Consider the following 24,703-nt stretch of genomic DNA (forward strand, 5'->3'; position numbering starts at 1 on the left):
GAGAGTTCACCCGGTCAGTTCTGGCGGATTTGTTCGAGGCGCAGGTCCAGATTCACGCTCGGGTAACGCTTGTGCAGATTGTTGTACAGGGTATCGGCAGCCTGTGATTGACCGGATTCGCGCAGGCGCAGGACTTCGCGCAGTTGCTCGTCGAGGCCATTGGCCGGGGCGGCAGCGCGCTTGCTGACTTTGGCTTCGTCCGCGCTGTCGGCGCTGATCGATTCGCTTTGCATCGGCGCAGCCATTTCCGCCATCGGCGCAGGCGCAGGTGCGGATAACGCGCCAGCGGGTGCTGATAATGTCCGGGATTCGCTGGCCTCTTTACGAGCCATTGGCGCAGCAGGTTTGGCGGCTGGGGCGAAATCGTAATGAGCCACGGGTTCCGGCGCGCGATGCACCAGCGACAGCATCAGCGCGATGCCGACCAGACTGGCGAAAGCCACCTGATAGCGCGGTGTCTGGCAGGCCTTGATCCAGCGTTGCCACAGGTTCGGTTTCGGTGCCGGGATCTGGCGATGCGCGGCGCTGAGAATCAACGCGTCGAGATTTGCCGGCGGTTCGCCGGTCTGTTGCTCGCGGTAATGCTTGAGCAGTTGCTCTTCGGGTGTCTGGCGGGTGTCCGTCATGTCAGTACCTCCTCGGCCAGCAGCCGACGCAATTTTTGCTGGGCGTAGCGCAAGCGGCTCTTGACGGTTTCCAGCGGTGTTTCGGTGAGGCTGGCGATTTGCGCCAGGTCGAGGTCGCCGTGGGCGCGCAGCAGGAACACTTCGCGCTGGTCGGCGGGCAAGGTTTGCAGGGCGCTGTCCAGGCGTTGGCTGTCGCGGCTGAGGCTCAGCAGTTGCTCCGGGTCGCTCGCATCGTCACTGACCGCATGGGCCTGTTCGTCGTAACTGTCATGCAGCGGTTGATGGGCGCCATGCTTGCGCCAGTGATCGATCAGACGGTTGCGGGCAATCTGGAACAGCCAGGTACGAAAAGTCGCCCGGCCTTGTGGCTGACTGCTGCTGCGGATCAGGCTCAGCCACGTTTCCTGATACACCTCTTCGGCCAGTTCCGGTTTGCCGCTCAACCCGAGCAGAAACCGGTAAAGACTCTGGCGATGGCGGGCGTACAGGATCTCGAACGCCTTGCCGTCGCCCTCGCGATAACGGGCCAGCAGCGATTCGTCGCTGCTGGCCTCAAGGCTGTCTGCGGAGGCAAACAGTTGTGTGATGAAGCCTTTGAGGCGGCTCACTATTCAATCCGTCGCTCGGTCGGCATCGTGTTGGAGGCGGTCGAAGTCCGCAGGCTCTGCGCCAGTTCCACCAGTTGCACGAACTCGTTGCGCAGGCCGAAGCGGTCATCGCCACGGGCACCTCGGGCCAACGCTTCGGTGTCCTTGAGGCTGAAATCACCGGTATAGCGGCCATCCTTGAGCTGCTGGGAAAACGCGGCAACGGCGGCGGCAAATCGCAGATCCTCGCTGGCCGGCGCGACTTGATTGGTAATTGGACGCTCGATCAGCAGACTTTTCCCACCTTCAGGCTTTTGATATCTCACACGCAGCATTGCCAGTTCTCCTTTCTTTTCAGAAACCACTGCATCGGTTTTTCCGTAACGCAGCGGTTCCAGCCAGCCCTTCTCGCCTGCGGGGACAATTTCGTACAACGCCGTCACTGTGTGTCCCGCGCCGATCTCACCGGCATCGACCTTGTCATTGCTGAAATCCTCACGCTTGAGCGCGCGGTTTTCGTAGCCGAGCAGCCGGTATTCGCTGACCTGCGCCGGGTTGAATTCCACCTGCAATTTGACGTTTTTCGCCACCACGGCGAGGGTCGAACCGAGCTGATCCACCAACACCTTGCGCGCTTCACGCAGATTGTCGATGTAGGCGTAATTACCGTCGCCGGCATCCGCCAGTTGTTCCATCAGATGTTCATTGTAGTTATCCACACCAAAACCCAGGGTGGTCAGGGAAATCCCGGTCTTGCGTTTATCCACAGCCATTTGCTTGAGGCTGTCGAAGTCGCTGACGCCGACATTGAAGTCACCGTCGGTGGCCAACAGGATGCGGTTGATGCCTTTGGGGATGAAGGCTTGTTGTGCCAATTGATAGGCCAGTTCGATGCCGGAGGCGCCTGCGGTCGAGCCTCCCGCCGTCAACTGCTCGATGGCTGTGCGAATTTTCGCCTTTTCCCGTCCGGAAGTCGGTTCCAGCACGACTCGTGATTCGCCGGCATACACCACCAGCGACACGCGATCCTGTTCGCGCAGTTGATCGACCAGAAGCTTCAGGGTGCTTTTGACCAGCGGCAGCCCTTCGCGACGATCCATCGAGCCAGATACGTCCACCAGAAACACCAGGTTGGCCGGGGCCAGTTCCGCTACTGAACGGTCGGACGCCTTGATACCGATGCGCAGCAGGCGGGTGTGCGGGTTCCACGGCGAAGCGGCCAGTTCGGTGGTTACGCCGAACGGCGATCCGTCAGTGGGCAACGCATAGTCATACGGAAAGTAATTGACCATCTCCTCCAGCCGCACCGCGCCTTCCGGCGGCAGGCGTCCCTGATTGAGCAGACGGCGGACATTGGCGTAGGCGCCAGTATCCACATCGGCACTGAAGGTCGAAACGGGCGTTTCGGCAACGCTGTGGATCGGATTATCCGCCAGGGTTTCGTATTGCTCACGCGGCTCGGCGCGATAGTCCTGTGGATAACTTTCCCCGGCCGGCATCGGTGCAAAACTGGCCATCGGCACCGCCAGCGCGCTGCGCTTGGCCAAGGAGTGATCGGCCATGACCACTTCTTGCTGCACCACGGGTTTCGAGGGGAGCTGTGCCGGTGGCGGCACGGCGGCGGATTCCGGACTGGAGGAAATGCCGCAACCGGCGACGGCCAACAGCACACCGGCAGCAAGGGGTCGCAGAAGCATCGAAGGAAGAGACATGGGGCTGACCTCGAGGAAGAATTGATCCATTCAACCTCTGAGACGGACAGCCCTTTCAGTTCGGGTTAAACGCCGCCGAAATTTTTTTTCAGCGGTGATAACGCCGCACTGCACTGCTGTTGCGCAGCACATGGCCTTTGATTTTCTCCAGCAGCTGTGCGCGAGTCAGGCCGGCCGGCAAGGCGTCGGGGGCCAGGTCCAGGGCGTAGATCTGAATGATGTAGTGGTGCGCACTGTCGCCAGTCGGCGGGCATGGGCCGACATAAGTGGTCGTGCCTTTGCTGTTGGTGCCCCCCAGGCCTTCGAAGGTCGGCTTGGTGCCAATGCCGGCCGGGATCTGCCGGGTCGTGGCCTTGATGCCGTAGTGAACCCAGTGATCGACGCCCAGGCCTTTCTGGCCGTCCGGATCGTGCATCACGATGGCGTAGCTCTGGGTCGCGGCCGGGCCGGCGTTCCAGCTCAACGCCGGCGACTGGTTCTTGCCGCCGCAACCGGCGGCGTCACTGGCTGCCGCCGCAGTGAACAGACGGTTGTCCGAAACACCGGGAATGCTGAGGGTGAAGCGCTCCTGGGCTTGCGCCGGAAACTGCACGCAAAGGGCGACGGCAACGGCCGCCAGCCAAGGGTTGAGAGAGGTCAATCGGGTCATTCCGGGAGCACCTTGTGCAGTTGGGCCGTCTTCGGCCTGCAGACTATAGCTGTACCGTTCGTGCCGTGGCAGTGGCAAATGACGCCCATTGGTATCACCGCGCTTACAGACGGTTCACCGGCTCACGGTTATCGTCGTCCTCGGCATGCAGAAAGATCACCCGCGGATGCTCCAGTGGCGCCAGCGGTGGCGGCAATTCCGCCTGTTCCACCGGCCACAGGTGCGGCACCACATGGCTGACGTCACCGTCCTGATTGTTGTGGATGGTGATGACGCCCGGGCTGCGAAGCTTCTGCAGGCGGTCATCGCACAGCTTGAAGCTTTTGCTCAGGCCATCATCGTCAACCACCGGAGCCGCCAGGCGACGCTGAGCAAAACTGCGGCTCTTGCGTTGTTGATAACGCGCCCAGGAAATCAGAATGACGGCGTTGACCAGCGCCACCCACAGGTAGATCTGCAAGGTCCCCAGCGCTTCGAACGCCGAGTTATCGATGCGCGGCCCGCCGGCATGGGTTTCGATCAGCGGCCACAGCCCGCGCACCAACAGATACAGCAGGCCAACCCAGGCCAGCACCGTGAGGAACACATCGACCACCACCAGGAATGGTCGCTGGCGGGTCCGGATGATTTTCATTTGATGACCTCCTCTTCGTCGTCCCCGACCGGTTTGATACCCCGGTCCGGGCTGACCCAACGCGCACGCTTCTGATGCTGGCCGAACAGCACCTTGGGAAAACTGACCAGCGTGGTCAGCAGGCTGATGAACCAGAACACCAATGGATACCAGACCACCCAGAACATGGTCTTGCCCAGACCCGGCTCGTAGCGCCGGTCGATGATGATGCTGACCGCGAACTGCACCAGGCAGACAAACGCCAGCAGCAACCCGGTAAACGCCGGCGGCATCAGGTGATGCACGGCGATCGCTTCAGGCATGACCATGAATTTGCCCATCACCCAGAAAATCACCGACAACAGGAAAGTGAACGCCCAGCCGGTCGACAGGCAGTATTCGAACAGCAGCGGCCACAGGTAACGGTGACGGTATTGCCAGATGCCGCGAATGTTCTTGAACAGCACTTCGGCACCGCCCTGGGCCCAGCGCAGGCGCTGCTTCCACAGCCCGCCCAGGGTTTCCGGCATCAGGATCCAGCACAGGGCACGGGGCTCGTAGAAGATGCTCCAGTGGTCCAGTTGCAGTTTCCAGCTGATGTCGATGTCTTCGGTGATCATGTCCGGGCTCCAGTAGCCGACCCGGTTCAGCGCCGTGCGGCGAAACGCGACGATCACACCCGACACAGTGAAAATCCGCCCGAACACTCGTTGGGTGCGTTTGATCAGCCCGATGATCGACGAGAACTCGCCGACCTGAACCCGCCCGACCAGCGTCGAACGCGTGCGGATCCGCGGGTTACCGGTCACCGCGCCCAGTCGCGCGTTGTCGAGCATCGGCGCCACGAGGTAAGCCGCCGTGTTCGGCGCCAGCAGCGCATCACCGTCGATGCACACCAGATATTCGCTGCGTGCAGCGATGGCGCCCATGCGCAGGGCCACGGCCTTGCCCTGGTTCTCCGCCAGGTGCAGCACGCGCAACCGTGGATCTTCCTTGGCCAGCGCATCCAGCACTTGCGCGGTGTTGTCCTTGGAGCCGTCGTTGATCGCGATGACTTCGATGTTCGGGTAATGCTGGGCCAGCGCCGCGTGAATGGTGTCGGCGGCGTTGTCGCCCTCGTTGTAGCAAGGGATCAGGATCGAAATCAGCGGTTCGCCTTCCAGCGGTGGCGGCAGCGTGTCGTCCTTCCACGGCCAGTGCCGCTCCCAGTGCAGCCAGAAATACAGGCCGCCGGAAATCCACAACCCGGACATGAACAGCGGGTAGAAGAACACGAAGTCCATCAGGAATTGCCCGGTGACCAGGAAGATCAGCCCCAGCGGTACGCCGAGGACAATCGCCAGAACAAGCAGGGCCAGCAGTCTATCCAGCATGTCATGGGTTCCATTTGTTGGAGAGCGCAGGCCGCACGGTTTTCAGGTCCGGCAGGTTCTCGAGGAAGTTGTCCGGGTAGTAGCCGAAACTCGTCGCGCCCTGACGCTTGAGGCGGCCCATCCAGTCGGCCAGTTGTGCACCGTCGATGTCGGCCTGGTCCTTTTTCGTCCAGTCCCGGGCCTGCAATTCGAACACCGTGCGATCCAGCGCACCGGGGCGCTGTTTGATCTTCGCCACCAGTTCTTCCAGCCACGGGCCGGATTGCGCATGGGTCTGCTTTTCCATGAGCGGCATGGCCATCGGCGCCGTCCAGTCGTAGCTCACGAGGAAGTCGTCGAGGTTCTGCGCGAACCACGCTTCGCTTTGCGGATTGAGCACCGGCTCGGCAAAGATGTTGCGTGCGGTCAGCACTTGCGGGCCGCGAATCGCGCGGACCTTGGCGGTCAGTTCGTTGGTGAAGTCGATCAGGTAGCGGCTCTTGAATCGCGTCCAGCGCTGCATGGCCGCCGGATCGTCGCGCAGGGCGGCAATCGAGCCCGGCAGACCGTGGGCGGCATAGGCCTTGAGAGCCTCGGGGCTGGCGTCCTCGAAGTCCGACAGCACGGCGTCGTCGTGGTAGAGGATGCCGTCGACCGAGGTCAGGCGCGCCACGTCTTCGTAGATTTCACCGATGATCCGTCGCACTTCGGGGTCGAACGGCGACAGCCGTTTGTACTGATCCGGGTCGACCGACGTGGTGCCGGTCTTCGGATCCCAGCGCGTGACCCGTGGCAATTTCGAATCCAGCGCAAAACTCAGCACCGGCATCCAGGCGAACACTTTCACGTGAGCCCGAGTGCGCAACTGCCAGGCGACACGGTCGAAAATGTCGGCACGCATGGGCAGATGACGGTTGGGGAAGTACAGCGAATGCACCAGGCCATCGCCTTTCGGATCGGCGAAGGCTTGCAGGAACACCGTGTTGGCGCCCATGTCGGCCATGCGCTGGATCAGTTTGCCGAGGTTCACTTCCTGTTGCGCAGGATCCGGGTCGTAGACGTTGTCCAGGTCCACATGCACCACGCGCATGGCGAAATCGGCCTGCACCGCCACGATACTGTTGGCGAAATGCTCGCCGTCCGGGTCGGAGGCGACGAGGAATCGTGGGCTGCTCATCAGGTTGTCTAAGGCATCGAGACCGTCGTCGAGGGTCAGGGCCATTTCATAACCCTGCTCGCTCACCACGGTCAGCGAAGTGCCGTCCGCCGTACCGTATGGCCAGACCCAGATACGCGGTTTCTTGCCGGTGGCCTTGCGGATTTTCTCCGAAATGGTGGCCACGTCGGTGCGGATCCGCGCCTGGAAATCCGCCTCGGTTTCATAGCGTTTGGTCACCGGATCGTAGCGCCGGGTCGCGGCGGCCGGCTGCAGGTTGCCTTGCGGGTTGGCGAGGATGCCTTTGTGGCTGGCATCGGTGTGAGCGGCGATTTCCACGAGGCCGGATTGCGAGATTTCGCGCACCTGATCCCAGGTCAGGAAGTCAGAGCGCTGACGCGGGGTACCGGCGAAATCCACCGGCTGGTTCAGCGGTGTGTCGATCCACACGCCGACCGGCGCCAGCAGCGCATGCCAGTTGTAGGCACGCAGCACCGGCAGCACACGGGTGTAGAAGCTCGCATAACCGTCGTCGAAGCTGAGCAGGATCGCTTTGGGCGGCAGTTCCGGCCCGCCCTTGCGCGCGGCCATGATCTGATCGACCGTCACCGGCTTGTAGTTGTTTTCCCGCAGCCACGCCAGTTGCTCGATCATGCGCTCGGTGCGCACCGCCACCACCGCCTGATCGGGATCACGGTCTTCGATGTCGTGGTAGGCAATGCCCAGCACGTGGTTTTTCGGCCATGGTTTTTCATTGGCCGCCACCGGGCGCTCGGACGGCGGTGCGAAGGCCGGAGCTTGCTGGGCGCAGGCGCTGACCAGCAGCACTCCCAGCAGAAGGATGAAACGCGAAATAAAAGGCATCTTCAAACTCTTCTAGAAGCGGAAAGTGAGGTCGACGAGCAGACGCAGATCGGTTTCCCGGTCACCGTCGTAGGGCCGGTTGATCACACTGAACAAACCGCCCACCTCGAACACGTCGTTCCAGGCATAGCGCTGGCCGTAGCCCAGCAACGCCATGCCGCCGGTGCCGTGGTCACGCTGGCTGTACGTACCCGCGCCGGCCTGGAACTGCTGGCTCCAGGAGGTTTCGTAGCGGCGGTAGAGCACGTGGTTGACGTTGACCGTCGGCATCACGCTGAGGTCCGCCTTCGGGTTGTAGTACGGCACGTCTTCGGAATTGGAGTTGTGGCTGGTGGCGACTTCCAGACCCGCGTCGACCTGCACGTGGGTGGTGCTGTAGACGCCTTCGCGCCCGGTCAGCAAGGCTTCGACGCGGTTGTTGCCGTCACTGAAATGCGACGGGCTGACCGACAGTTTCCACTCGCGGCTTTCGTTGGCGCGCCAACGAATGAAACCGCTGCCGCCGTTGGCCTTGATGTCGCTGTTCAACGCGCGCAACGGGGTGTCGGCCGACAGGTATTCAAGGCTGCCGCCGTACTGCCAGTTGTCATTGATGTCCCGGGCAATCGCCAGACGAGCGCCCTGCTTGTCGCCGTAACCGTAGGAATGGTTGGAGACTTCGGCTTCAAGGGTCATGTCACGGGTGCGGCGTTCCAGACCGACACGCTGGAAGCGGTGGTTGCCGGTGCCTTCGGCAAAGTCGCCGGTGGCATAACCGACCCCGGCGAACACGCGCCAGTCTTCATCGATCGGCGGGCTGTACAGCGTGCTCTGGATGCCGAAGTCCCGGCTGCCGCTGACCGCGCCGGCATTGCCGCCGCTGCCGCCATTGGCCTTGCCGCCGTAGGCTTCGACGCGCAGCTCGGACATGTCATGCACTTCACGCTCGCGGGCGGCGCGCTGGACCTGGCGATTGTCCGGATAACGTTCCACGACGTCGTCGGTCAGCGCATCCATCTGCCGCCATTCCTGCAACGTCATGGCCGTGCGGGCCTGAGCGACTTCCAGGCCCATGTCCCGTGGTACCACGCTCTCGACTTCCTTGAGCTGGCTTTCTGCGCGACGCGGCCATTGGCGGGCCAGGTACAGATCGGCCTGGGACAGGCGCAAGCCGATGTTTCCCGGCGCCTGATCGACCAGCGTCTGCAAGCGATCCTCGCCGTGGGGCAAGTCCGCGCCGTAGGTACCGGCAGCCTGTGCCGAGAGCAATTGCGCGTCCATCCAGTCGTCGCTGGGGTTGCCGATTGGCAGTCCCTTGAGTTCGACGCGCGGTTTCTCGTTTTTGGCCAGGTCTTCGGCGACCTTGCGTGCCTCGTCGGCCCGGTCGCTCTCCAGCAGCGAGTAATACAGCGCGGTGGTGTCTTCGAGGCGATCGCCGGCATCGGCGTCCGGCGCCGAGAGCACCTGGCGATAGAGATCGGTGGCGACTTCCGGTTGCCGTCGATCCAGATAAGACGCGGCGACCCAACGCAAAGCGTAGGTCGGAATCTTCACGCCTTCCGCTTGCAGCTTCTGGTATTCGGTGATGACGTCGGCAGTACGCGCCCGGGCCTTGAGGGCGCCCATGCGGTCGATGCGCCAGCGGGTCACATCGTCGTGGGCGCTGGCGTCGGGGGTCCAGGTGGCGAGCAGTTTGTCGTAGTCGGCCAACGCACGGTCGGCGATCACATAACGTTCTTTTTCGCTGCGGGTGGCGAATTCGGCGAGACGCACGCGTTCGGCAGCCAGATCGCCTTCGAGACGGCGCAGCGTCACCGGATCGATCAGCCCCGGACGCTGGTTGGCCAGGCGTAGCGCAGGCTCAGGCAGACGGGCTTTTTGCAGAGCGACCACGTACTCACGGGCAACTTCCGGCTTGCTGCCGGCACGAGAGAAGGCCTGATCGTATTCGAACAGTGCGTCGTATTGCTTGCCAGCGCGGGTCAGGGCATAGCCCAAGGCGAGACGGCGGGAAGGATCGTCGGGCTTGGCCGCCACCAGCGCCTTGGCGCGAGTGACTGCCTCGTCGGGTTTGCCGGAATCAGCCTGGGTCAACGCCAGACCGAGTTGCAGGTCGGCATTGTTCGGTTCCAGCGCCAGGGCCTTGGTGTAGACCTCGGAGGCCTGATCCCAGCGCTTGAGATTGCGATAGGCGCGGGCGGTGGCGGTCAGGGCCTGGATCGGCAATGCGCGGCCGCGTCCCTGGGTCTCGTAGACCTGCACCACTTCGGCGTCGAGCCCGGCCCAACTGGCGATTTGCAAGTGATCGCTGACCTGCCCGGTGGAAGCCTGGGCCGGCGGCACTTGACGCAAAGCGGTCAGCGCAGGCGTGTAATGCCCTGCCCGGGCGTCGAGCACCATTTGATCGTAGGCCGTATCGGCCAACGCGAGTACCGGCCAGAGCAACTGGCTGCACAGCGCGACTCGAAACAAAGGGCGTAAACCACGATGTAATACGGGAACATCAGTACGCGGCATTCGTCAGCATCCTTACATGGCCAGCCGGGTTGCAATGCCCCCCCTTGCCCAATTCGTAACGGAGGCCAAGTCAGAATCACTTGGCCAAGCTTATCCAAGCAGTCTTGCACGCAAGCGTAGACCAATATTCAGAACACAATATTTGTTCAGATTCGTGACCGGAAACGCTGGCGCGCGCCGCAAACGCAGAGTCCAGACAGCAAAACGCCCGGCGTCTGCGGGAAGCAAAGGCCGGGCGTTGAGGTGTAGCGAGGGGTTTTACTGTTCCTGGCTTACGTTGACGCCAGCGAATTTGCTCATCAGGAAACCGACGAACTGCTCGACGGTCATTTTCTGGCCGTTGAACTCCACCTGATTGGCGGCGTAATGCAACTTGGTCGTCACATTGGTGCCATCCAGCGTTGCCAGCTGCGAACCCACGGCCATGCCGGAGAACATGTCGGCAGCGGCGCTGGCCTGGTCAACGATGGCTTTGGCGTCGGTCTGACCATCGATCTGGGCCTGAACGCTGAGCAGGTCCACCAGCATCGGCTTGGACACCTGCACATTGACGTCGAGCAGCGCGATCAGCTGTTTGCCCAGTTGATCCGGCGGCAGGTCCATCGAGGCCGGTTTGGTCAGGTCGAGCACCAGATTGGCCCGGCTTTCACCGTTGGCGGTTTTCAGCGACAGGTCTTCCAGCGCCAGCTGCGGGCCGGCTGCCAACAGTTTCTGCAGGTCAGCCTTGACCTGAGTGGACTCGGCTTCGGTCAGGTTCAGCTCGGGCGCCGGCAGACCGGCGGCGGTGGCTTCGGCGGCGGCTTTTTCGTACGGCTGCAGCTTGGTCTGGTAGATCTGCATCAGCGACAGGGCCGACGGGATGTCGAGGTTTTTCAGGCTCATGGCCAGATTGGCCGAACCGATTTTCTTGTCGTTGAGGGTCACTTCACCGATTTTGTAATCGGCACGACCGGAAGCATTGGTGCCGTTTTCTTCGGTGAGGTTCTTCATTTCGAAGTTCTTCACACCCAGCACGGACTGCTTGGCGCCGAAAGTGGTCTTGCTGCTGGTCAGTTCCAGGGTGTTTTCGCCGGTGTAGTAGCCGTAGCTGCTCTTGGCGAGGCTGCTGGCCAGGGTCAGGCCGCTGAGTTCGATCTGCACCGGCGCCTGGTCTTCAGCCACGGTGGTCAGGTGCAGGCTGTCCATGTAGCCGTTGGCCTTGACCTTCTGCGCCTGGGCACTGGCGGAGATATCCATGTTCAGGCCGGAGAATTTCAGGCTCGACTGCTCGTCCAGTGCGGTTTCCAGTGGCAGCAGTTCGATGTTGCCGGTGGTGGACTGGTCGTAGCCGATATTGACCACACCTTTCAGTGGTGCGGCGCCCTTGGTGGCAGCGAACCATTTTTCGGTGATCGGGGTCTTTTCCAGCTCGTAGTGACTGGTGGCCATGACCGGCAGCCATTTCAGCGAGACCAGACGCGAGAACGGCAGCGGGCCATGTTCAATGTTATCGACGAACAACAGCTCGACCGGCGCTTCACCGAACATTTCGCCTTCGCCCTTGAGGCGATAGTGCGCGGTGCTGCTGAAGGTGTGACGTTCCAGCGACACCAGCTCCAGCGACGCACTGCCGTTGGAACCGGCCATGGCGGTTTGCAGCTCTTTGTTGGCGTCGACGACGGCGTTGTTGAGCACGCCTTCGATCTTGGTGCCGGTGTACCAGGCCCCGCCGACGCTGATGGCGCCGATGGCAACAACGATTCCGAGAAGCACGCCTGCTGATTTATTCATGAATGACCTGATCGATTTCCGTGGCTGAAAGTGTGGTCGTCTTCCGTGAACCCGTGACCGGGCCGTGGCTCGACTCCGCTGAATTTAGCGGTGGAGATTAGCACTGGCAGCGCGGGGCGGCCCAATGTTTAAAGGTTAAAGAGTGTCCACGGGACATGGACAAACAAAAAGATCGCCGGGTTCGGCGATCTTTCGGGAGGTCAGGAATACTGCACCTCGATCTCATCGAGCTGATGATCGAAGCTTTTCAGGCGCGCGGTCCACGTATACACCAGCACCTCGAAATCCCGGTCGATCACCGCCCCGCCCGGCCCGTCGCCGCGCGGGTCGCAGAAATCCAGTTGATAGCGCTCACGGGCCATGGCCGTGGCGACGTCGGACAATTCACGCGCATTGTTCAACCAGTGCCAGCCTTCATCGGCGACTTGTCTGTCGAGTGCCAGGCATTGTTTTTTCAGGGCTTCAAGGCTTTTTTCCAGCGGGGTGCCGGTAAGTTCGCCCATGACTTCGGCGAAGGTGCGCCCCGGTTGCCAGTAACTGCCCCAGAAGTAGCGGTCGAACACGGTTTCGACTTTGCGCAGCGCGACCTTGGTGTCCCAGATCAGCAGCAGGGTCTTGCTTTGTTCAAGCTGCCTTTTTTTGAGCTTTTGCACCTGCACCAACGACCAGGCCACCACCACAATCGCCATCACGGCGATCAACGCAGTCGCGCTGTCGAGGAAGACCATCGCCTTGTCGATCTGGTGGGCCAGCATGATGCCGTAGAAATAGGTGGCCGACAGCAGCACCAGTGCGACCAGGGCGCACCAGAAGCCGAGAGCGTAAGGGTTTTTCATTATTGGTTTCCCCTAGACCTGCGCTAGCAATGTGCACTGAAAAGGCGCCTTGCTCAGGGCGCCCCTTCAATACTTCAAAGCATAGCAACGGCCTCAGGGTTTGCTGGCGCTCGAGGCTTGCGTTCGTCCGCTTTCCCAACCGCCGCCGAGGGCGAGGAACAAATCGATCTGGCTCATGGCAACCTGGGTGTTGGCGGCGGCCAGTTGCGCGGTGACGTCGGTGTAGGTGCGGGTGGCTTGCAGGTCGGCGAGGAACGACTCGCGGCCCGCCTGGAAGAAGCGGTGAGTCTGGTCAGCCGCCAGCTTCGCCGACTGCTCGGCATCGGCCAACGCATCGCGGCGTTGCAACAGCGCGGTGTACTGGGCCAGACCGGTCTGGGTTTCGCGGATGGCGTTCAGCACCACACCGTCGAAATGCGCCAGTGCGCCCTGGGTCGAGGCTTCGGCTTCACGGATCCGCGCCCGGGCGCCGTTGGTCGGCACCTTCCAGCTCAACGACGGGCCGAAGCCCCAGCGGTTGGTCGACGGGTCGCCGAGGTCGGAAACAATGCCGACGGTGCCAATGGTCGCGCCAATGCTGATGTCCGGGTACAACTCGCCGGTGGCAATGCCGATCCCGGCAGTCGCGGCCGCCAGTCGACGCTCGGCCTGACGGATATCCGGACGGCGCTTGAGCAGTGCAGCGCCGTCACCGACCGGCACCAGTTGGGCGATTTTCGGCAATTCGGCGCAGGTCGCGGTGCCGGCCGGCAATTGATCGACCGGTTTGGCCAGCAGCATCGACAGGCGGAACAACCCGGCCTGACGCGCGGCCTCATAACGCGGCATGTCGGCGCGCAAGGACTTGAATTGGGTCTGCGAGCGGGTGACCTGGGTTTCGTCCCCGCGCCCGGCATCGCGCAGACGCTGGATCAGCGTGGTGCTCTGGGATTGCAGGTCAAGGGAATGCTGGGCGATTTCCCGCTCTTCGTTGGCCGCACAAACCTGGGTGTAAGCCCGAACCACGTCGGCCACCAGGGTGATGCGTGCGGTGTCGGCAGCGGCCTGGGTCGCATCGGCGTTGGCTTTCGCTGCTTCGATCCCCCGCTGCAAAACGCCCCACAGGTCGAATTGGTACGAGGCGCTGATGCCGATGTCGGCGACGTTGGCCACCGGGACTTTCTCCGGCAGCAGGAACGCCTGACCGGATTCCTGCAAGCGCTGGGCGCCCATCTTCACACCGCCGCTCCAGCCACCGGCTGCCTCGGCCTCATCGACCTGAGCACGGGCCCGCGACAGGTTCGCCGCCGCCACCCGCAGATCGGTGTTGGACGCCATCGCCTGCTGCACCAGTTGATCCAGTCGCGGGTCGCGATACAACCGCCACCAATCCGCCGGCACCGGCGACGAGACCACCGGCTTGCCGGCCACCGCCAGATCGCCCTGAAAATCCTTGCGCTGGATCGCCGCATCACCCGGCAGGTGATAGTCCGGCCCGACCATGGAACAGGCCGACAACATCACGCCCAGCCCGGCGATCATCAGGGCCCTGTTCATTGCGCGGGCTCCTGCTGTTTATCGTCGATGATCGACACCGTGGCGGTACGCCCGGCGATCATGCGGAAGTCATCCGGCACGTCATCGAAGGCAATGCGCACCGGAATCCGCTGCGCCAGGCGTACCCAGCTGAAGGCCGGGTTGACGTTGGGCAACAGGTTGCTGCCGCTCGAACGGTCACGGTCTTCGATGCCGGCGACGATGCTTTCGACATGCCCGCGCAACCGTGCGCGGTCGCCGATCACGCGGATATCCACCGACTGGCCGACGTGGATGCCGTCGAGTTTGGTCTCTTCGAAATAGCCGTCGATGTGGAACGAATTGCTGTCCACCACCGACAACACCGGACGCCCGGCCGTTACGAATTCCTGGGTGCGCGGCGCGCGGTCGTTGACGTAGCCGTCGACCGGGCTGCGGATCACCGAGCGGTCGAGGTTGAGCTGGGCGCTGTCCACCGTCACCAGCGCTTCGGCCAGTGCCGATTGCGCGCGAGCGACTTTCGACTGGCTCTCTTCCAGCTGTTCGGCCGGCACCAGATTGCCCAGACCACGATTACGCTTGGCTTCACGCTGGGCCTGGGCGAGGGTTTCTTCGCGGTCGGCAACGGCTGCCTTGGCCTGACGCAACGCCAGTTTGAAACGGTCCTGATCGATGCTGAACAACACCTGGCCGCGTTTCACCAACTGGTTGTCCTTGACCTCGACCTGCTGGATCAGCCCGGACACATCCGGAGCGATCTGCACGATATCGGCGCGGATGTGGCCGTCACGGGTCCAGGGCGCGAACATGTAATACATCACCATGCGCCAGACCACGACGACGGCGAAAGTCACGATCAGCAAGGTCAGCATCACGCGACCGATGGTCAAAAACGGTTTTTTCATGTCATCAGGTATCGACTGAGTGAGTCCACGCCGTACAGCATCACGGCGTAGAGAGCCACGTTGAACAATGCCCGGTGCCAGACCAGACGGTAGAAATGCAGGCGTGTAAGCACGCCATGTACCAGCACAAACAGCACATACGTGATGCCCATCAGCACCAGCAGGGTCGGCAGGAAAATGCCGCTGATGTCCAGGTCACCGATCATAGGGGCGCTCCTTCGGGCAACGGTTCTTCGGGCTCGGCGCTGGAAACGAATTCAACGCCGGGCAACAGCGCCAGACGCAAACCACTCAAAGCGTGCAACAGGTGTAGTCGGGTTTCTTCATCGCCGTGGCCGTTGAGCGCACGGCGCGTGCGGTCCATGGTCATCAGCAACGGGCTCGGCGCCGGCAGGCGTTCGCCGGCCTTGAGACAGGCCCGGAAGTAATCGCCGACCTCGGCCACCACTTGCTTGAGCAACGCGTTCGGCACGCCGGTCACGCGCGGGGTGTAGGCCAGCAGATCGAGCAGGTTCAGCCCCACGCGCACTTCGCGCATGGCGATGCCGGTGTCCTGGCCGGTCAGCGCCAGACGCGGCAGGTGCTGCATCAGGCGGTCGAGCAGTTGCACGCCCAATTGCCGGTGCTCAGCGAGATTCGCCGGCTCGGTCATGCTGACGATGTCTTTCCAGCTGAAACGGGTCAGGCGCTTGGCCGCCAGTTCGGCGCCGAACGGCCGGGCGATCAGCGTCCAGATAAACGCAAACAACAACCCCATCGGGCCCGCCAGGTTGGAGTTCACGAAGGCGAAGAAGTCCGCATCGTAAGCGCCCGAAATGCTGATGAACGACGAGGTGTTCACCAGCGTCAGCAGCATGCCGAGGTAGAACCGTGGCTGAACTGTCAGGGTGCCGACGCAGATGAACGGGATGGCAAATGCCAGCACCAGCATCGGGAAGTCATGCAGGTTCGGCAGCACCAGAAACAGGTACAGACTGGCGAACAACACCGACATCCCGGTCCAGAAAAAGAACCGGTAAATCTGCGGCGCCGGGTCGTCCATCGAGGCAAAGAAACTGCACGACACCGCTGCCAGAATCACCGCGCTGCCGCCGTCGGTCCAACCCAACAGAATCCACAATATCGAAGCGACGATGATCGCCAGAATGGTCGAGGTCGCTGAATACAGCATCAGCCCACGGTCGAAAAAAGGTGTCAGGCGACCGAGCCGCCAATGGCGATAGACCGCGCGCCAGCTGTCCTGGCGCTCGCACAGGATCGCGTCCTGCAGGCTGCGGCAGTCCTGCCACAGATCGATGAATTCGCCGAGGCGGTACAGCGCGTTGGAAAACAGTAATTGTTTGCGATCTTCGAGGGCTTCGGCGCTGGGTTGCAGGGCTTCGAGCTGATCGCGCAGCGCTTGCCAGCGGTCGAGATCGGCATCTTTGTGGCCGAGCCATTCGCGGGTGGCAGCGAGCAGCGGCGCGAATTTTTCCACCAGTTCCGGCGTACGCCGTTCGAGGGCGTAAAGCGAATCTTCCAAGGCGTCGATCACAGGCAGCAGGTGGATCATCCGCCCGCGCAGTTCCTTGGTGTTGCGCACGGTTTGCGGCCGCGCACCTTCGTGCGGCAACTGGCCGATCATCAATTCCAGGCTGTTGAAACTGCCGACCATGGCCATGCGCAGGGCGGTGACTTCTTCGGGCTTTACGTCGCGGCTGAGGAATTTCAGGCTGTAGGTGGTCGCATCGGCAAACCACTTGCCCACCGCATCGTTGAACACCGGCGCCAGGCGTCGTGGCCAAAACATCGCGCCGACCACCGCCGCCACCGCGATGCCAAGGAAGATCTCTTCGGTACGCGCCTCAGCCACATCCCAGACCGCCAGCGGGTTATCCACCGTCGGCAAGGCGATCAGCGGCAAGGTGTAGCCCGCGAGCATCAGCGCGTAGTTGTTGGCGGTGCGCAGGTGCAGGGACAGGAACAGCAGGATCCCGGTCCACAACGCGATGACCACCACCAGCACATACGGGCTCTGGACGAACATCGGCACGAACAGCACCGCCGCCGCAGCGCCGAGAAACGTCCCGATCGCCCGGTACAACGCCTTGGAACTGGTCGGCCCTAGGAACGGGCTGGAAACGATGTACACCGTGGCCATCGCCCAGTAAGGACGCGGCATCTGCATCAGCAAGGCGATGTACAACGCGATCATCGAGGCTGCAAACGTACGGATCCCGTAGAACCAGTCCCGGGCCGGAGGAATGCCGGAAAAAAAGCCGTTCACGGATAGATCACCGCTGGCGGACTGGCCGCCTCAAAAGCTCTCAGTACACGAAGCGTAGCCTCCAGATCACTCCGGTCGATGCCTTCGAGCACCTCATTGCGCAGACGCACCAGCTCGACTTCCACCGCTTGCACCAGCTCGCGACCGGTGTCGGTCAGGCTCAGGCATTTGGCCCGGCGATCCTGCGGGTCTTCAGTGCGGCAGACGTAGCCGGCGTGGCACAACTGATCGAGCAGCCGCACCAGCGAAGGGCTCTCGATCCCCGCCGCCTGCGCCACCTGCACCTGATGCACGCGCTCCCCCAGACGCCCGATCATCAACAACGGGACGGCACAGGCTTCGGAAATTCCATAGTTGACCAGCGTGGTCTGGCAGATCTTCCGCCAATGCCTGGCGGCCACCACCATGGCGCTGCTGATGTTCATCTGGAGGGCGTCGAGGGTATTCGGCACGAGGGAATGCACACACTGTTAGTTTGCTAACTATCAATATGGCATTTGAGGGGAAATTCAGTCAAGTTTTGAAACAAATTGCCCCGTTGGTCGTTAGAGCGATCAGGTGGTTCCTAATTAGGAACTTACAATGTATATACCTTTTCAGTACGAACCCCCTTTCGAAGGAGTTGAGCATGTCAAAACAAGCCGTTTTCACAATGAAGCTGGAGCCGGAGTTGCGTGAGCAATTCATGGCCGAAGCTGAAGCAACGCATCGCCCTGCCTCGCAAATCGTAAGAGAAATGATGCGGCACTTCGTCCAGACTCAACGTGAGGCTCGCGAGTACGAGGCGTTTCTGCAGCGGAAGGTAGATATCGCACGAGCCTCTATACGCGACGGGGATGGCTTGTCGAATGAAGAAGTAGAAGCAGAATTCGCCGCAAGGCGCAGGCGGGCAGACAATCAAGAATGAGGATTATCTGGACGAAAACCGCCAAAAAGGATCGTGAAAAAATTTGGGATTATCTTCACTCCGTAAACCCAAAAGCCGCTGTAGATATGGATAACCGCTTCAGCGAAGCGGTTTCCCGAATTTCTCAGAATCCGGAAATTGGCCCAGTCGGTATCATTGCCGGCACGCGAGAAGTCATTCCACACCAAAGCTATCGGCTCGTTTATCAATTGGAACACGATGCAGCCTGGATTCTGGCACTGGTCCATACCGCTCGATTATGGCCGTTACCACGGTGACTGCTACCCCGCCCGCCCCTTCCTCAACATCACATCCAACTGATCCACCACCTCCGCCCAATCCGCATCATCGAGAATCTCGTCCCGCAGGAAATCCGCCTGGCTCTTGGTCCAGAAAAACGCGTCGCACAGGTGCAGTTCGGGCTTGAGCGGGGAATGGGTGGCGATGAACTGGTCGATGCTGACCGGGTCGTTGGGCAGTCCGAGCTGTTTGAACAGGGACGGGAGGCTGTGCGTCGGATTTTCCATTGTTCTACTCCTTCGAAGATTCAGTGGATGAAAACATTTCGCGAGCAAGCCACATTGCCACAGATTCATTGCAGAACCTGTGGGAGCGGGTCTGCTCGCGATTGGCGTCGGCGCAGACGCTAACAAAAACCTACTGACTCAACTCCCGCACCTGGGCATGGGGCACCATTTTCAGGAACTCGGGCATGCTCATGTGCAGCAGGTTGTTGTGGTTGCCGGCCTCCAGGTAAATGTCTTTTTGCCGGGTCAACAACGGGTCGATGACCATGTCCAGCCCGTAGGAGTCGCCCAGCGGCGGCACCGCGCCGCGTTCGCAGTCGTCGAACAGGTGCGCCAGGGTGCTTTCGCGGGTGATCTGCCACTCGCCGCTGGTGCGCACTTTGCTCAGGTCCAGATGGCGGCTGGCGGGCAGCACGGCCATCAGGTAATGCCCGTGGTGGTCGTCGAGGATCACCGATTTGGCCACTCTATCCGCCGGAATCCCCGAAACCCGCGCCGTTTCAAGGCTGCTGCTCGAGTGCGGATGGGAGAGGACGTCATATTCGCATTGCGCCCGGGTCAGGCTGCTTTGCACTTTTCTTGCCATACGCATGATGCACCTCGGTGCCCGCCGACGCTGCGCGGCGGGCGGTGATGAACATTGTTCCTGTCCTTGAAAGTCTAGTCGGGCACGCTGCGAGTGAAGGGAATTCCGCCCACTGGCGACACGGGTAATTTGATCAAAATTCATCCAGCTCCAGGCTCAACTAGACTGTAAAGAGAACCCCTGACTCTCCCGGAGGGTCACGTGAACACCCGTCGCTGTGCGTTTGTCCTGTTGATGCTGCTGAGCGGATCGGCCTTGGCTGCGGACACCCCGTTGCACGCCGTCGACCCCATCGGCCTGTGGCTGATCACCTTGGGCATCGCGTTCCTGATCGCCGAAGCCGCGCTACCCAACTACGGCGTGATCGGCCTGGGCGGCATCGTCATGTTCGTGATCGGCGCGCTGATCCTGGGCAACGCCGAACTGCCGGTACCGATGATGATCGGCCTCGGGCTGGTCAGCGCCCTGCTGTTGATTGCGCTACTGATCCGCGCTTTGAAGACTCGACCGCGCCATCCGGTCAGCGGCGACGCGGGCCTGCTTGGCAGCGTAACGGCCGTGACGGTCGTGCAGCCGCAGGACGCTCGCAACGGCTGGGTGCAATTACAGGGAGAACGCTGGCAAGTTCTGAGCGCGACGCCGCTGCACACCGGGCAACCGGTGCGGGTGGTCGGACGCAAGGGCTTGTTGCTGCAAGTGGCCGCGGCTGACGCGGCACCGCTCGGAGAGTGATCATGGGTCTGCAAATCGGTTTTGTCGCGCTGCTGCTGTTGCTCATTGCCCTGGCCGGCTCGACGTTCCGCATCCTGCGTGAATACGAACGTGGCGTGGTGTTCCAGCTCGGGCGCTTCTGGCAGGTCAAGGGACCGGGGCTGATCCTGTTGATTCCGGTGGTGCAGCAAATGGTCCGGGTGGATCTGCGCACCATTGTTCTCGACGTGCCACCGCAAGACGTGATCACCCGCGACAACGTCTCGGTCAAGGTCAACGCGGTGCTGTATTTCCGCGTGCTCGACCCACAGAAAGCGATCATCCAGGTCGAGGACTTCCTCATGGCCACCAGCCAACTGGCCCAGACCACCCTGCGTGCGGTGCTCGGCAAACATGAACTGGACGAACTGCTGGCCGAACGCGAACGCCTGAACATCGACATCCAGCAAGTGCTCGACGCCCAGACCGACGCCTGGGGCATCAAGGTCGCCAATGTCGAAATCAAACACGTCGACCTCAACGAATCGATGGTCCGCGCCATCGCCAAACAGGCCGAAGCCGAACGGGAACGGCGAGCCAAGGTGATCCACGCCGAAGGTGAATTGCAGGCCTCTGAAAAACTCATGCAGGCCGCCGAAATGCTCGGGCGCCAGCCAGGCGCCATGCAGTTGCGTTACATGCAGACCTTGAGTTCGATTGCCGGCGACAAGAGCTCGACCATCGTCTTTCCGTTGCCGATCGAGTTGCTCAAGGGGATGGCGGATCTGTCGGCGAAATCGTGAGCGCGCGCAGGCGTTCAAGCGCTTCGTAGGGCGCCCGGGCACAACGTTCCACTTGCGCCTGCAACAGCGTGGAAGCTTCACGGCGTTTGCTTTCGCCATCGGCGACATACGCCTGTGACGGCTGTTTCGCATGTTGTGCCGAGCCTGCCAGAGCCTGTTCACGTTGCGTGACGTTCAACCTGAAAAACCTTGCCAACCGCCCCGTCATCGCCTCGGGCAACTCGCTGTAATTGACCGTCAGCCCGCCGAAATCAGCGCAGTGCAAGCGCCCCGCCTCCAGCAGACGTCCCAGCCTCCGGGCGATGAAATCCTCACGCCCTTCGAATGGCAAGTCGTCGTCCAGCACGCACTCGCCGAGCATGCCGGGCACCATGTGCATGCCCGGGCGCCGCAGATGCGAAACGGCGATTTCCAGCGGATCGCGGTAGACGAACAACCAAGGCGTATCGGAGAAGCATTCGTGAAGCAGAGGCCATTCACCGATGTTCCAGGCGTCGAGCTTGATCACCAGCCGTTGCTCCACACCGCGCCGGCGCTGACCGTAGGCCGAGAGCAACCCGGCGATGGCCGCACGGCGTTCGACGGCCGGCAGATCACTGCGCAGCAAGGCATCGAGGGGCGGCGGTTCCGAGATCACGATGTGATCGTCGAGTCGGGCGAGCATCTGGCTGATCAGCGTCGATCCGCAACGCGAGGCGTGCAGGATGAAGGCGCTCGGCGCCAGGCCTGGACTGAGCGCCTGCCAATCCGAGAGTGCCGACAAGGGTGTTTGCCGGCGAAACGCCTGATTGAACGGCAGCCGCAGCGCTTCTTCCACCGCATCGCGAAAAAACGGCTGATGCAGCGGCGTATCGCCAAACCAGCACCAGTCCACCTGCCATTGGCTGGCGTCTTTCCAGATGCGAATCGGCAGCCAGCCGTCGAAATTCAGGCTCGCCATTGTTCGTTCCATGACCGGCGCCCCTTGCGCATCGCCGCCTCCAGCTCTTCCCGGGAGAATGACAAGCCGCGCTCGGCAGCCAATGCCAGTGTCTGGCTGATGAACGCTTCGGGGTCGTGCAGTGCCTGCAAGGTCGCCGACAACGAAGGATCCACGGCCAGCAGACGATGAAATCGCTGCAACGCCGAGTCTTCGGCATCAGGCTGCGGCGTGTTCGATAAGCCCTCGGCAATCATCTGCTCCAGCCAGACGCCGGGACGGCAATCGAGTACCAGATGAATGCGCGCCGTACTGTCGCGATTGTCGACCCGATGCGGCCGCGCAAGGTCGAGAAACCAGCACTCGCCCGCCGACATCGGCATGCGCAGACCGTCGAGCCAGAAGTCCACGGCAGGTGGGCTGAGCAGCGGAATATGCAATCGGAAATCCGCGTCAGGTCCTTCGAGGTCGTAGTCGCGATGCTCGTGAATCTGACCACCCGGCCCCAGCCGCAGCAGCCGGGCACTGACGATATCCAGCGGCAGATCACGCAACGCCTGCTGCCAGCGGCGGTCCTTCAGCCAAGGCACACGCTGTACAGGTTCGGCGGTTCCTGGGGACAGTTCAGTCAGCGCATCGGCAGCGGAAATCAGCGCCACGCCGCTCCAGTCACCCGCGAAATAGGCCGTGTTGAAATGACCGCGCCAGGCATCGTTTTCAATTGCCGCCAGTGCCTGCAACAACAGCGGCAGATCCACCGCCACCGGTAGCCGCGAAAACGCCGGCCGGTTCATGTCCTGGGCAACACCGCGGATTCGCCGAGCCAGGTCAGCAACCGGTCAAGGCAAGCCTCGACCGTCAGCGTTCCGGTATCAAGTACCAGCGAAGCCTGAGCCGGCGGCTCGTAAGGTGCCGACACACCGGTGAAGCCAGCCAGTTCACCACGTCGCGCCCGGGCGTAATGCCCTTTTGGATCACGCTGTTCGCACACCGCCAGCGCGGCACTGCACCAGACTTCGCGATAGTCATCGCCCAGACGTCGGGCGAACACTTCACGCAACTCCACCAGTGGCGCGATCATCGCCAGAATCACGATCTGCCCGTTCTCCACCAGCAACGCCGCCAGTTCACTGGCCCGACGGATGTTTTCCAGTCGGTCGGCATCGGTGAATCCCAGATCGCGGTTGAGCCCGACGCGCAAACCATCGCCGTCGAGCACAACGCTTTGCAAACCACGGCTGAACAACTCGGCATGCAGCGCCTGAGCCAGGGTCGATTTGCCCGCCGCCGGCAAACCGGTCAGCAACATGGCCGTGCCGCGATGGCCATTGCGGGCCTCGCGTTGTGCACGGCTGATGCTGGCGGTCGGCGCCAGCACATCACTTCGCAAAGGCATGGGCCACCGGCACCGAAATATCCCCCGACGCCCACGCCGCTTCGCGGTTGGCCAGCGCCGTGGCGATCGACTGCACTTCGGTCGACTGCACCTGATCCGGTAACGGATCGAGCCCGGCACTGGCGAAGATCTGGCCATAGGCATTGCGCAGATCGGCGTAGGACAGGTCGCGACGCAAATCCGCTTGCAGGTTGTTCAGTTCGCCCTGGATCAGATCCAGTTCGCCGATGCCCGCCGCCTGATGACGGTTGCGCAGCTGACCGACGATTTGCCCGTCGATGTCCGACAGTTGCTGGTTGGTCTTGAACTGACGCAGCGCCTCCTGATAGTTGGCGTTGGCCACGTACAACTGCGCCAGCACTGCAATCGACATGGCCTGACGGCGCGCAGTGGCAACTTCTTCGCCGGCCTTGGCCACGTCGATGGCCGCCGGGGCGGAGATCACGTTGAACAGGTTCCAGGTCACTTTCACGCCATAGTCGGCCCAGCGGTCGTTCACCAGGAACGAGTTGCTGTCGTAGTGTCCGCCAGCAGAAAACTCCAGGCCCGGCAGCATGCGCAACATCGCCTTGCGGGTTTCGGCGGCGCTGATTCGGGTCTGGTAATCCTGCTCACGCAGTTCCGGACGGCTGGTCAGGGCTTCCTGTTCCAGTTTGGCGATATCGACCTTGAGTTCCGGGATCTGATATCCGTCGTCGGTGGCCAGCGTCAGGTTGGTGCCCATCGGCAGGTTGATCAGGGTCGCCAGTTCGGTTTTCGCCAGCGACAGCGCACGGCGCTGCTCTTCCAGCTGTCGGGTGGCTTCGATCAGCGAACGTTGATAACCGAGGGACTGCACCGGATCGCCGATACGCTGCTCGCTCATGCTTTCGCTGTTGCGCCGGGCCGCGTCGACCCGCGCCATCAGGCTGTCGATCTGCTTGAGCAGACGTTCGGCCGCCATCGCTCGCCAATAGGCCGAGCGCACATCCTGAACAATGGTGTTGATCACCTTGCGCCGACGTTCCTGAACGATCAGACGCTGGTCGCCCTGTTGTTTGGCGTTGATGTAGCTGACACCGAAATCGAGAACGTTCCAGACCATGGTCAGGTCCGCGACGTTGCGGTCGCGGTCCTGGGAGGTCGACGGTTCCAGAGACTGGGTGCCGGTGCGTACGCTCTGGCTGCTGGAAGCGCTGACGTTGTTGCGTCCGACGTAACCGGCGTCCAGCGCCATGCGCGGCAGCATGTCGAAACTGGCGAGGTCGAGCTGCCGTTTGGCCAGCGCTTCCTCCATGATTTTCAAACGCCCTTCAAGGTTGTACTTCACGGCACGGGCCATGGCCTGATGCAGGGTCAGCGGACCGCGCAGCGGTTCCTGGCCCTTGTACATGGTTTGCAGGTCGGCTCGGGCCCGTTGCTCACTGACGCTGCGTTCGATCGGTTCACTGGTGACTGCACATCCGCTGATCGCCAGCGCCAGCAGGCTGGCGCCGAACAACTTCTGACTTTTCTTCATCCCTGGATCGCCCCTAGGTCCCGCACATAT

The 24,703-nt window shown here is 61.9% G+C and carries 25 protein-coding genes; 4 read left to right on the forward strand and 21 right to left on the reverse strand.

The annotated features are described in order from the left end of the window. Positions 1-14: 14 nt before the first annotated feature. From AC3WRD_RS02405 to AC3WRD_RS02475, 15 genes are all read right to left on the reverse strand, one after another. Positions 15-626 (reverse strand): hypothetical protein, encoded by a 612-nt coding sequence (locus AC3WRD_RS02405; protein WP_102620556.1) that lies wholly within the window; start codon positions 624-626, stop codon positions 15-17. After that, positions 623-1,204, reverse strand: coding sequence for an RNA polymerase sigma factor (locus AC3WRD_RS02410; RefSeq protein WP_173861335.1), 582 nt, complete (start codon positions 1,202-1,204; stop codon positions 623-625). Before AC3WRD_RS02410 ends, AC3WRD_RS02405 begins: the two co-directional genes overlap by 4 nt. A 29-nt stretch (positions 1,205-1,233) precedes the next feature. After that, positions 1,234-2,925, reverse strand: a complete 1,692-nt coding sequence (locus AC3WRD_RS02415) for a vWA domain-containing protein (protein ID WP_102620627.1) — start codon at positions 2,923-2,925, stop codon at positions 1,234-1,236. An 88-nt stretch (positions 2,926-3,013) separates the two neighbouring features. Then, positions 3,014-3,574 carry a YbhB/YbcL family Raf kinase inhibitor-like protein gene (locus AC3WRD_RS02420; RefSeq protein ID WP_085733396.1) on the reverse strand — a complete coding sequence of 187 codons (561 nt, stop codon included), beginning with the start codon at positions 3,572-3,574 and terminating at the stop codon, positions 3,014-3,016. A gap of 103 nt (positions 3,575-3,677) precedes the next feature. Then, entirely contained in the window at positions 3,678-4,208 is a 531-nt protein-coding gene (gene pgaD, locus AC3WRD_RS02425) for a poly-beta-1,6-N-acetyl-D-glucosamine biosynthesis protein PgaD (RefSeq protein WP_096821852.1), read from the reverse strand. Then, a complete protein-coding gene (gene pgaC, locus AC3WRD_RS02430; RefSeq protein WP_096821851.1) occupies positions 4,205-5,560 on the reverse strand; it encodes a poly-beta-1,6-N-acetyl-D-glucosamine synthase in 1,356 nt (451 codons plus the stop codon). The genes pgaD and pgaC overlap by 4 nt, the downstream gene beginning before the upstream one ends. A 1-nt stretch (position 5,561) precedes the next feature. Continuing rightward, complete coding sequence (gene pgaB, locus AC3WRD_RS02435; protein ID WP_102620554.1) at positions 5,562-7,559, reverse strand: poly-beta-1,6-N-acetyl-D-glucosamine N-deacetylase PgaB; 1,998 nt, start codon at positions 7,557-7,559, stop codon at positions 5,562-5,564. A gap of 12 nt (positions 7,560-7,571) precedes the next feature. Continuing rightward, positions 7,572-10,055: a poly-beta-1,6 N-acetyl-D-glucosamine export porin PgaA gene (gene pgaA / locus AC3WRD_RS02440; protein WP_102620553.1), complete on the reverse strand. Its 2,484-nt coding sequence runs from the start codon at positions 10,053-10,055 to the stop codon at positions 7,572-7,574. A 258-nt stretch (positions 10,056-10,313) separates the two neighbouring features. Then, the gene (locus AC3WRD_RS02445) at positions 10,314-11,825 is read right to left on the reverse strand and encodes a YdgA family protein (RefSeq protein WP_102620552.1); all 1,512 of its coding nucleotides are present in this window, start codon (positions 11,823-11,825) and stop codon (positions 10,314-10,316) included. 200 nt (positions 11,826-12,025) lie between these two features. Continuing rightward, positions 12,026-12,661, reverse strand: coding sequence for an NADH:ubiquinone oxidoreductase subunit N (locus tag AC3WRD_RS02450; protein WP_096821847.1), 636 nt, complete (start codon positions 12,659-12,661; stop codon positions 12,026-12,028). 93 nt (positions 12,662-12,754) lie between these two features. After that, positions 12,755-14,197 (reverse strand): efflux transporter outer membrane subunit, encoded by a 1,443-nt coding sequence (locus AC3WRD_RS02455; protein ID WP_096821846.1) that lies wholly within the window; start codon positions 14,195-14,197, stop codon positions 12,755-12,757. Continuing rightward, positions 14,194-15,081: an efflux RND transporter periplasmic adaptor subunit gene (locus AC3WRD_RS02460; protein ID WP_102620551.1), complete on the reverse strand. Its 888-nt coding sequence runs from the start codon at positions 15,079-15,081 to the stop codon at positions 14,194-14,196. The genes AC3WRD_RS02455 and AC3WRD_RS02460 overlap by 4 nt, the downstream gene beginning before the upstream one ends. Continuing rightward, a complete protein-coding gene (locus AC3WRD_RS02465) occupies positions 15,078-15,287 on the reverse strand; it encodes a DUF1656 domain-containing protein (protein WP_007957657.1) in 210 nt (69 codons plus the stop codon). Before AC3WRD_RS02465 ends, AC3WRD_RS02460 begins: the two co-directional genes overlap by 4 nt. After that, positions 15,284-17,347 (reverse strand): FUSC family protein, encoded by a 2,064-nt coding sequence (locus tag AC3WRD_RS02470; RefSeq protein ID WP_102620550.1) that lies wholly within the window; start codon positions 17,345-17,347, stop codon positions 15,284-15,286. Before AC3WRD_RS02470 ends, AC3WRD_RS02465 begins: the two co-directional genes overlap by 4 nt. Continuing rightward, positions 17,344-17,772 carry a MarR family winged helix-turn-helix transcriptional regulator gene (locus AC3WRD_RS02475; protein WP_173861332.1) on the reverse strand — a complete coding sequence of 143 codons (429 nt, stop codon included), beginning with the start codon at positions 17,770-17,772 and terminating at the stop codon, positions 17,344-17,346. Before AC3WRD_RS02475 ends, AC3WRD_RS02470 begins: the two co-directional genes overlap by 4 nt. Positions 17,773-17,975: 203 nt before the next feature. Here AC3WRD_RS02475 and AC3WRD_RS02480 point away from each other — a divergent pair, with 203 nt between their 5' ends. Next, positions 17,976-18,254: an antitoxin of toxin-antitoxin stability system gene (locus tag AC3WRD_RS02480; RefSeq protein WP_096821982.1), complete on the forward strand. Its 279-nt coding sequence runs from the start codon at positions 17,976-17,978 to the stop codon at positions 18,252-18,254. Then, positions 18,251-18,532, forward strand: coding sequence for a type II toxin-antitoxin system RelE/ParE family toxin (locus AC3WRD_RS02485; RefSeq protein WP_096821842.1), 282 nt, complete (start codon positions 18,251-18,253; stop codon positions 18,530-18,532). Before AC3WRD_RS02480 ends, AC3WRD_RS02485 begins: the two co-directional genes overlap by 4 nt. Before the next feature lie 3 nt (positions 18,533-18,535). Here the strand turns inward: AC3WRD_RS02485 and AC3WRD_RS02490 are convergent, their stop codons facing one another. Further along, positions 18,536-18,781: a DUF2789 domain-containing protein gene (locus AC3WRD_RS02490; RefSeq protein WP_085712632.1), complete on the reverse strand. Its 246-nt coding sequence runs from the start codon at positions 18,779-18,781 to the stop codon at positions 18,536-18,538. A 130-nt stretch (positions 18,782-18,911) separates the two neighbouring features. After that, complete coding sequence (locus AC3WRD_RS02495; protein WP_102620548.1) at positions 18,912-19,373, reverse strand: aminoacyl-tRNA deacylase; 462 nt, start codon at positions 19,371-19,373, stop codon at positions 18,912-18,914. A 195-nt stretch (positions 19,374-19,568) separates the two neighbouring features. Here AC3WRD_RS02495 and AC3WRD_RS02500 point away from each other — a divergent pair, with 195 nt between their 5' ends. After that, positions 19,569-20,099, forward strand: a complete 531-nt coding sequence (locus tag AC3WRD_RS02500) for an NfeD family protein (protein WP_102620547.1) — start codon at positions 19,569-19,571, stop codon at positions 20,097-20,099. Positions 20,100-20,101: 2 nt separating this feature from the next. Beyond that, positions 20,102-20,860, forward strand: a complete 759-nt coding sequence (locus tag AC3WRD_RS02505) for a slipin family protein (RefSeq protein WP_007957673.1) — start codon at positions 20,102-20,104, stop codon at positions 20,858-20,860. Here AC3WRD_RS02505 and AC3WRD_RS02510 read toward each other — a convergent pair. From AC3WRD_RS02510 to AC3WRD_RS02525, 4 genes are read right to left on the reverse strand one after another with little or no spacing between them, the layout of a single operon-like run. Beyond that, entirely contained in the window at positions 20,826-21,800 is a 975-nt protein-coding gene (locus AC3WRD_RS02510) for a sulfotransferase family protein (protein ID WP_102620546.1), read from the reverse strand. The genes AC3WRD_RS02505 and AC3WRD_RS02510 overlap by 35 nt on opposite strands. Next, positions 21,788-22,573: an aspartyl/asparaginyl beta-hydroxylase domain-containing protein gene (locus AC3WRD_RS02515; RefSeq protein WP_102620545.1), complete on the reverse strand. Its 786-nt coding sequence runs from the start codon at positions 22,571-22,573 to the stop codon at positions 21,788-21,790. Before AC3WRD_RS02515 ends, AC3WRD_RS02510 begins: the two co-directional genes overlap by 13 nt. After that, positions 22,570-23,175: an adenylyl-sulfate kinase gene (cysC, locus tag AC3WRD_RS02520; protein WP_102620544.1), complete on the reverse strand. Its 606-nt coding sequence runs from the start codon at positions 23,173-23,175 to the stop codon at positions 22,570-22,572. Before cysC ends, AC3WRD_RS02515 begins: the two co-directional genes overlap by 4 nt. Continuing rightward, positions 23,159-24,673, reverse strand: a complete 1,515-nt coding sequence (locus AC3WRD_RS02525) for a TolC family protein (RefSeq protein WP_102620543.1) — start codon at positions 24,671-24,673, stop codon at positions 23,159-23,161. The genes cysC and AC3WRD_RS02525 overlap by 17 nt, the downstream gene beginning before the upstream one ends. Positions 24,674-24,703 lie beyond the last annotated feature (30 nt).

The organism is Pseudomonas sp. FW215-R2, assembly GCF_058789255.1.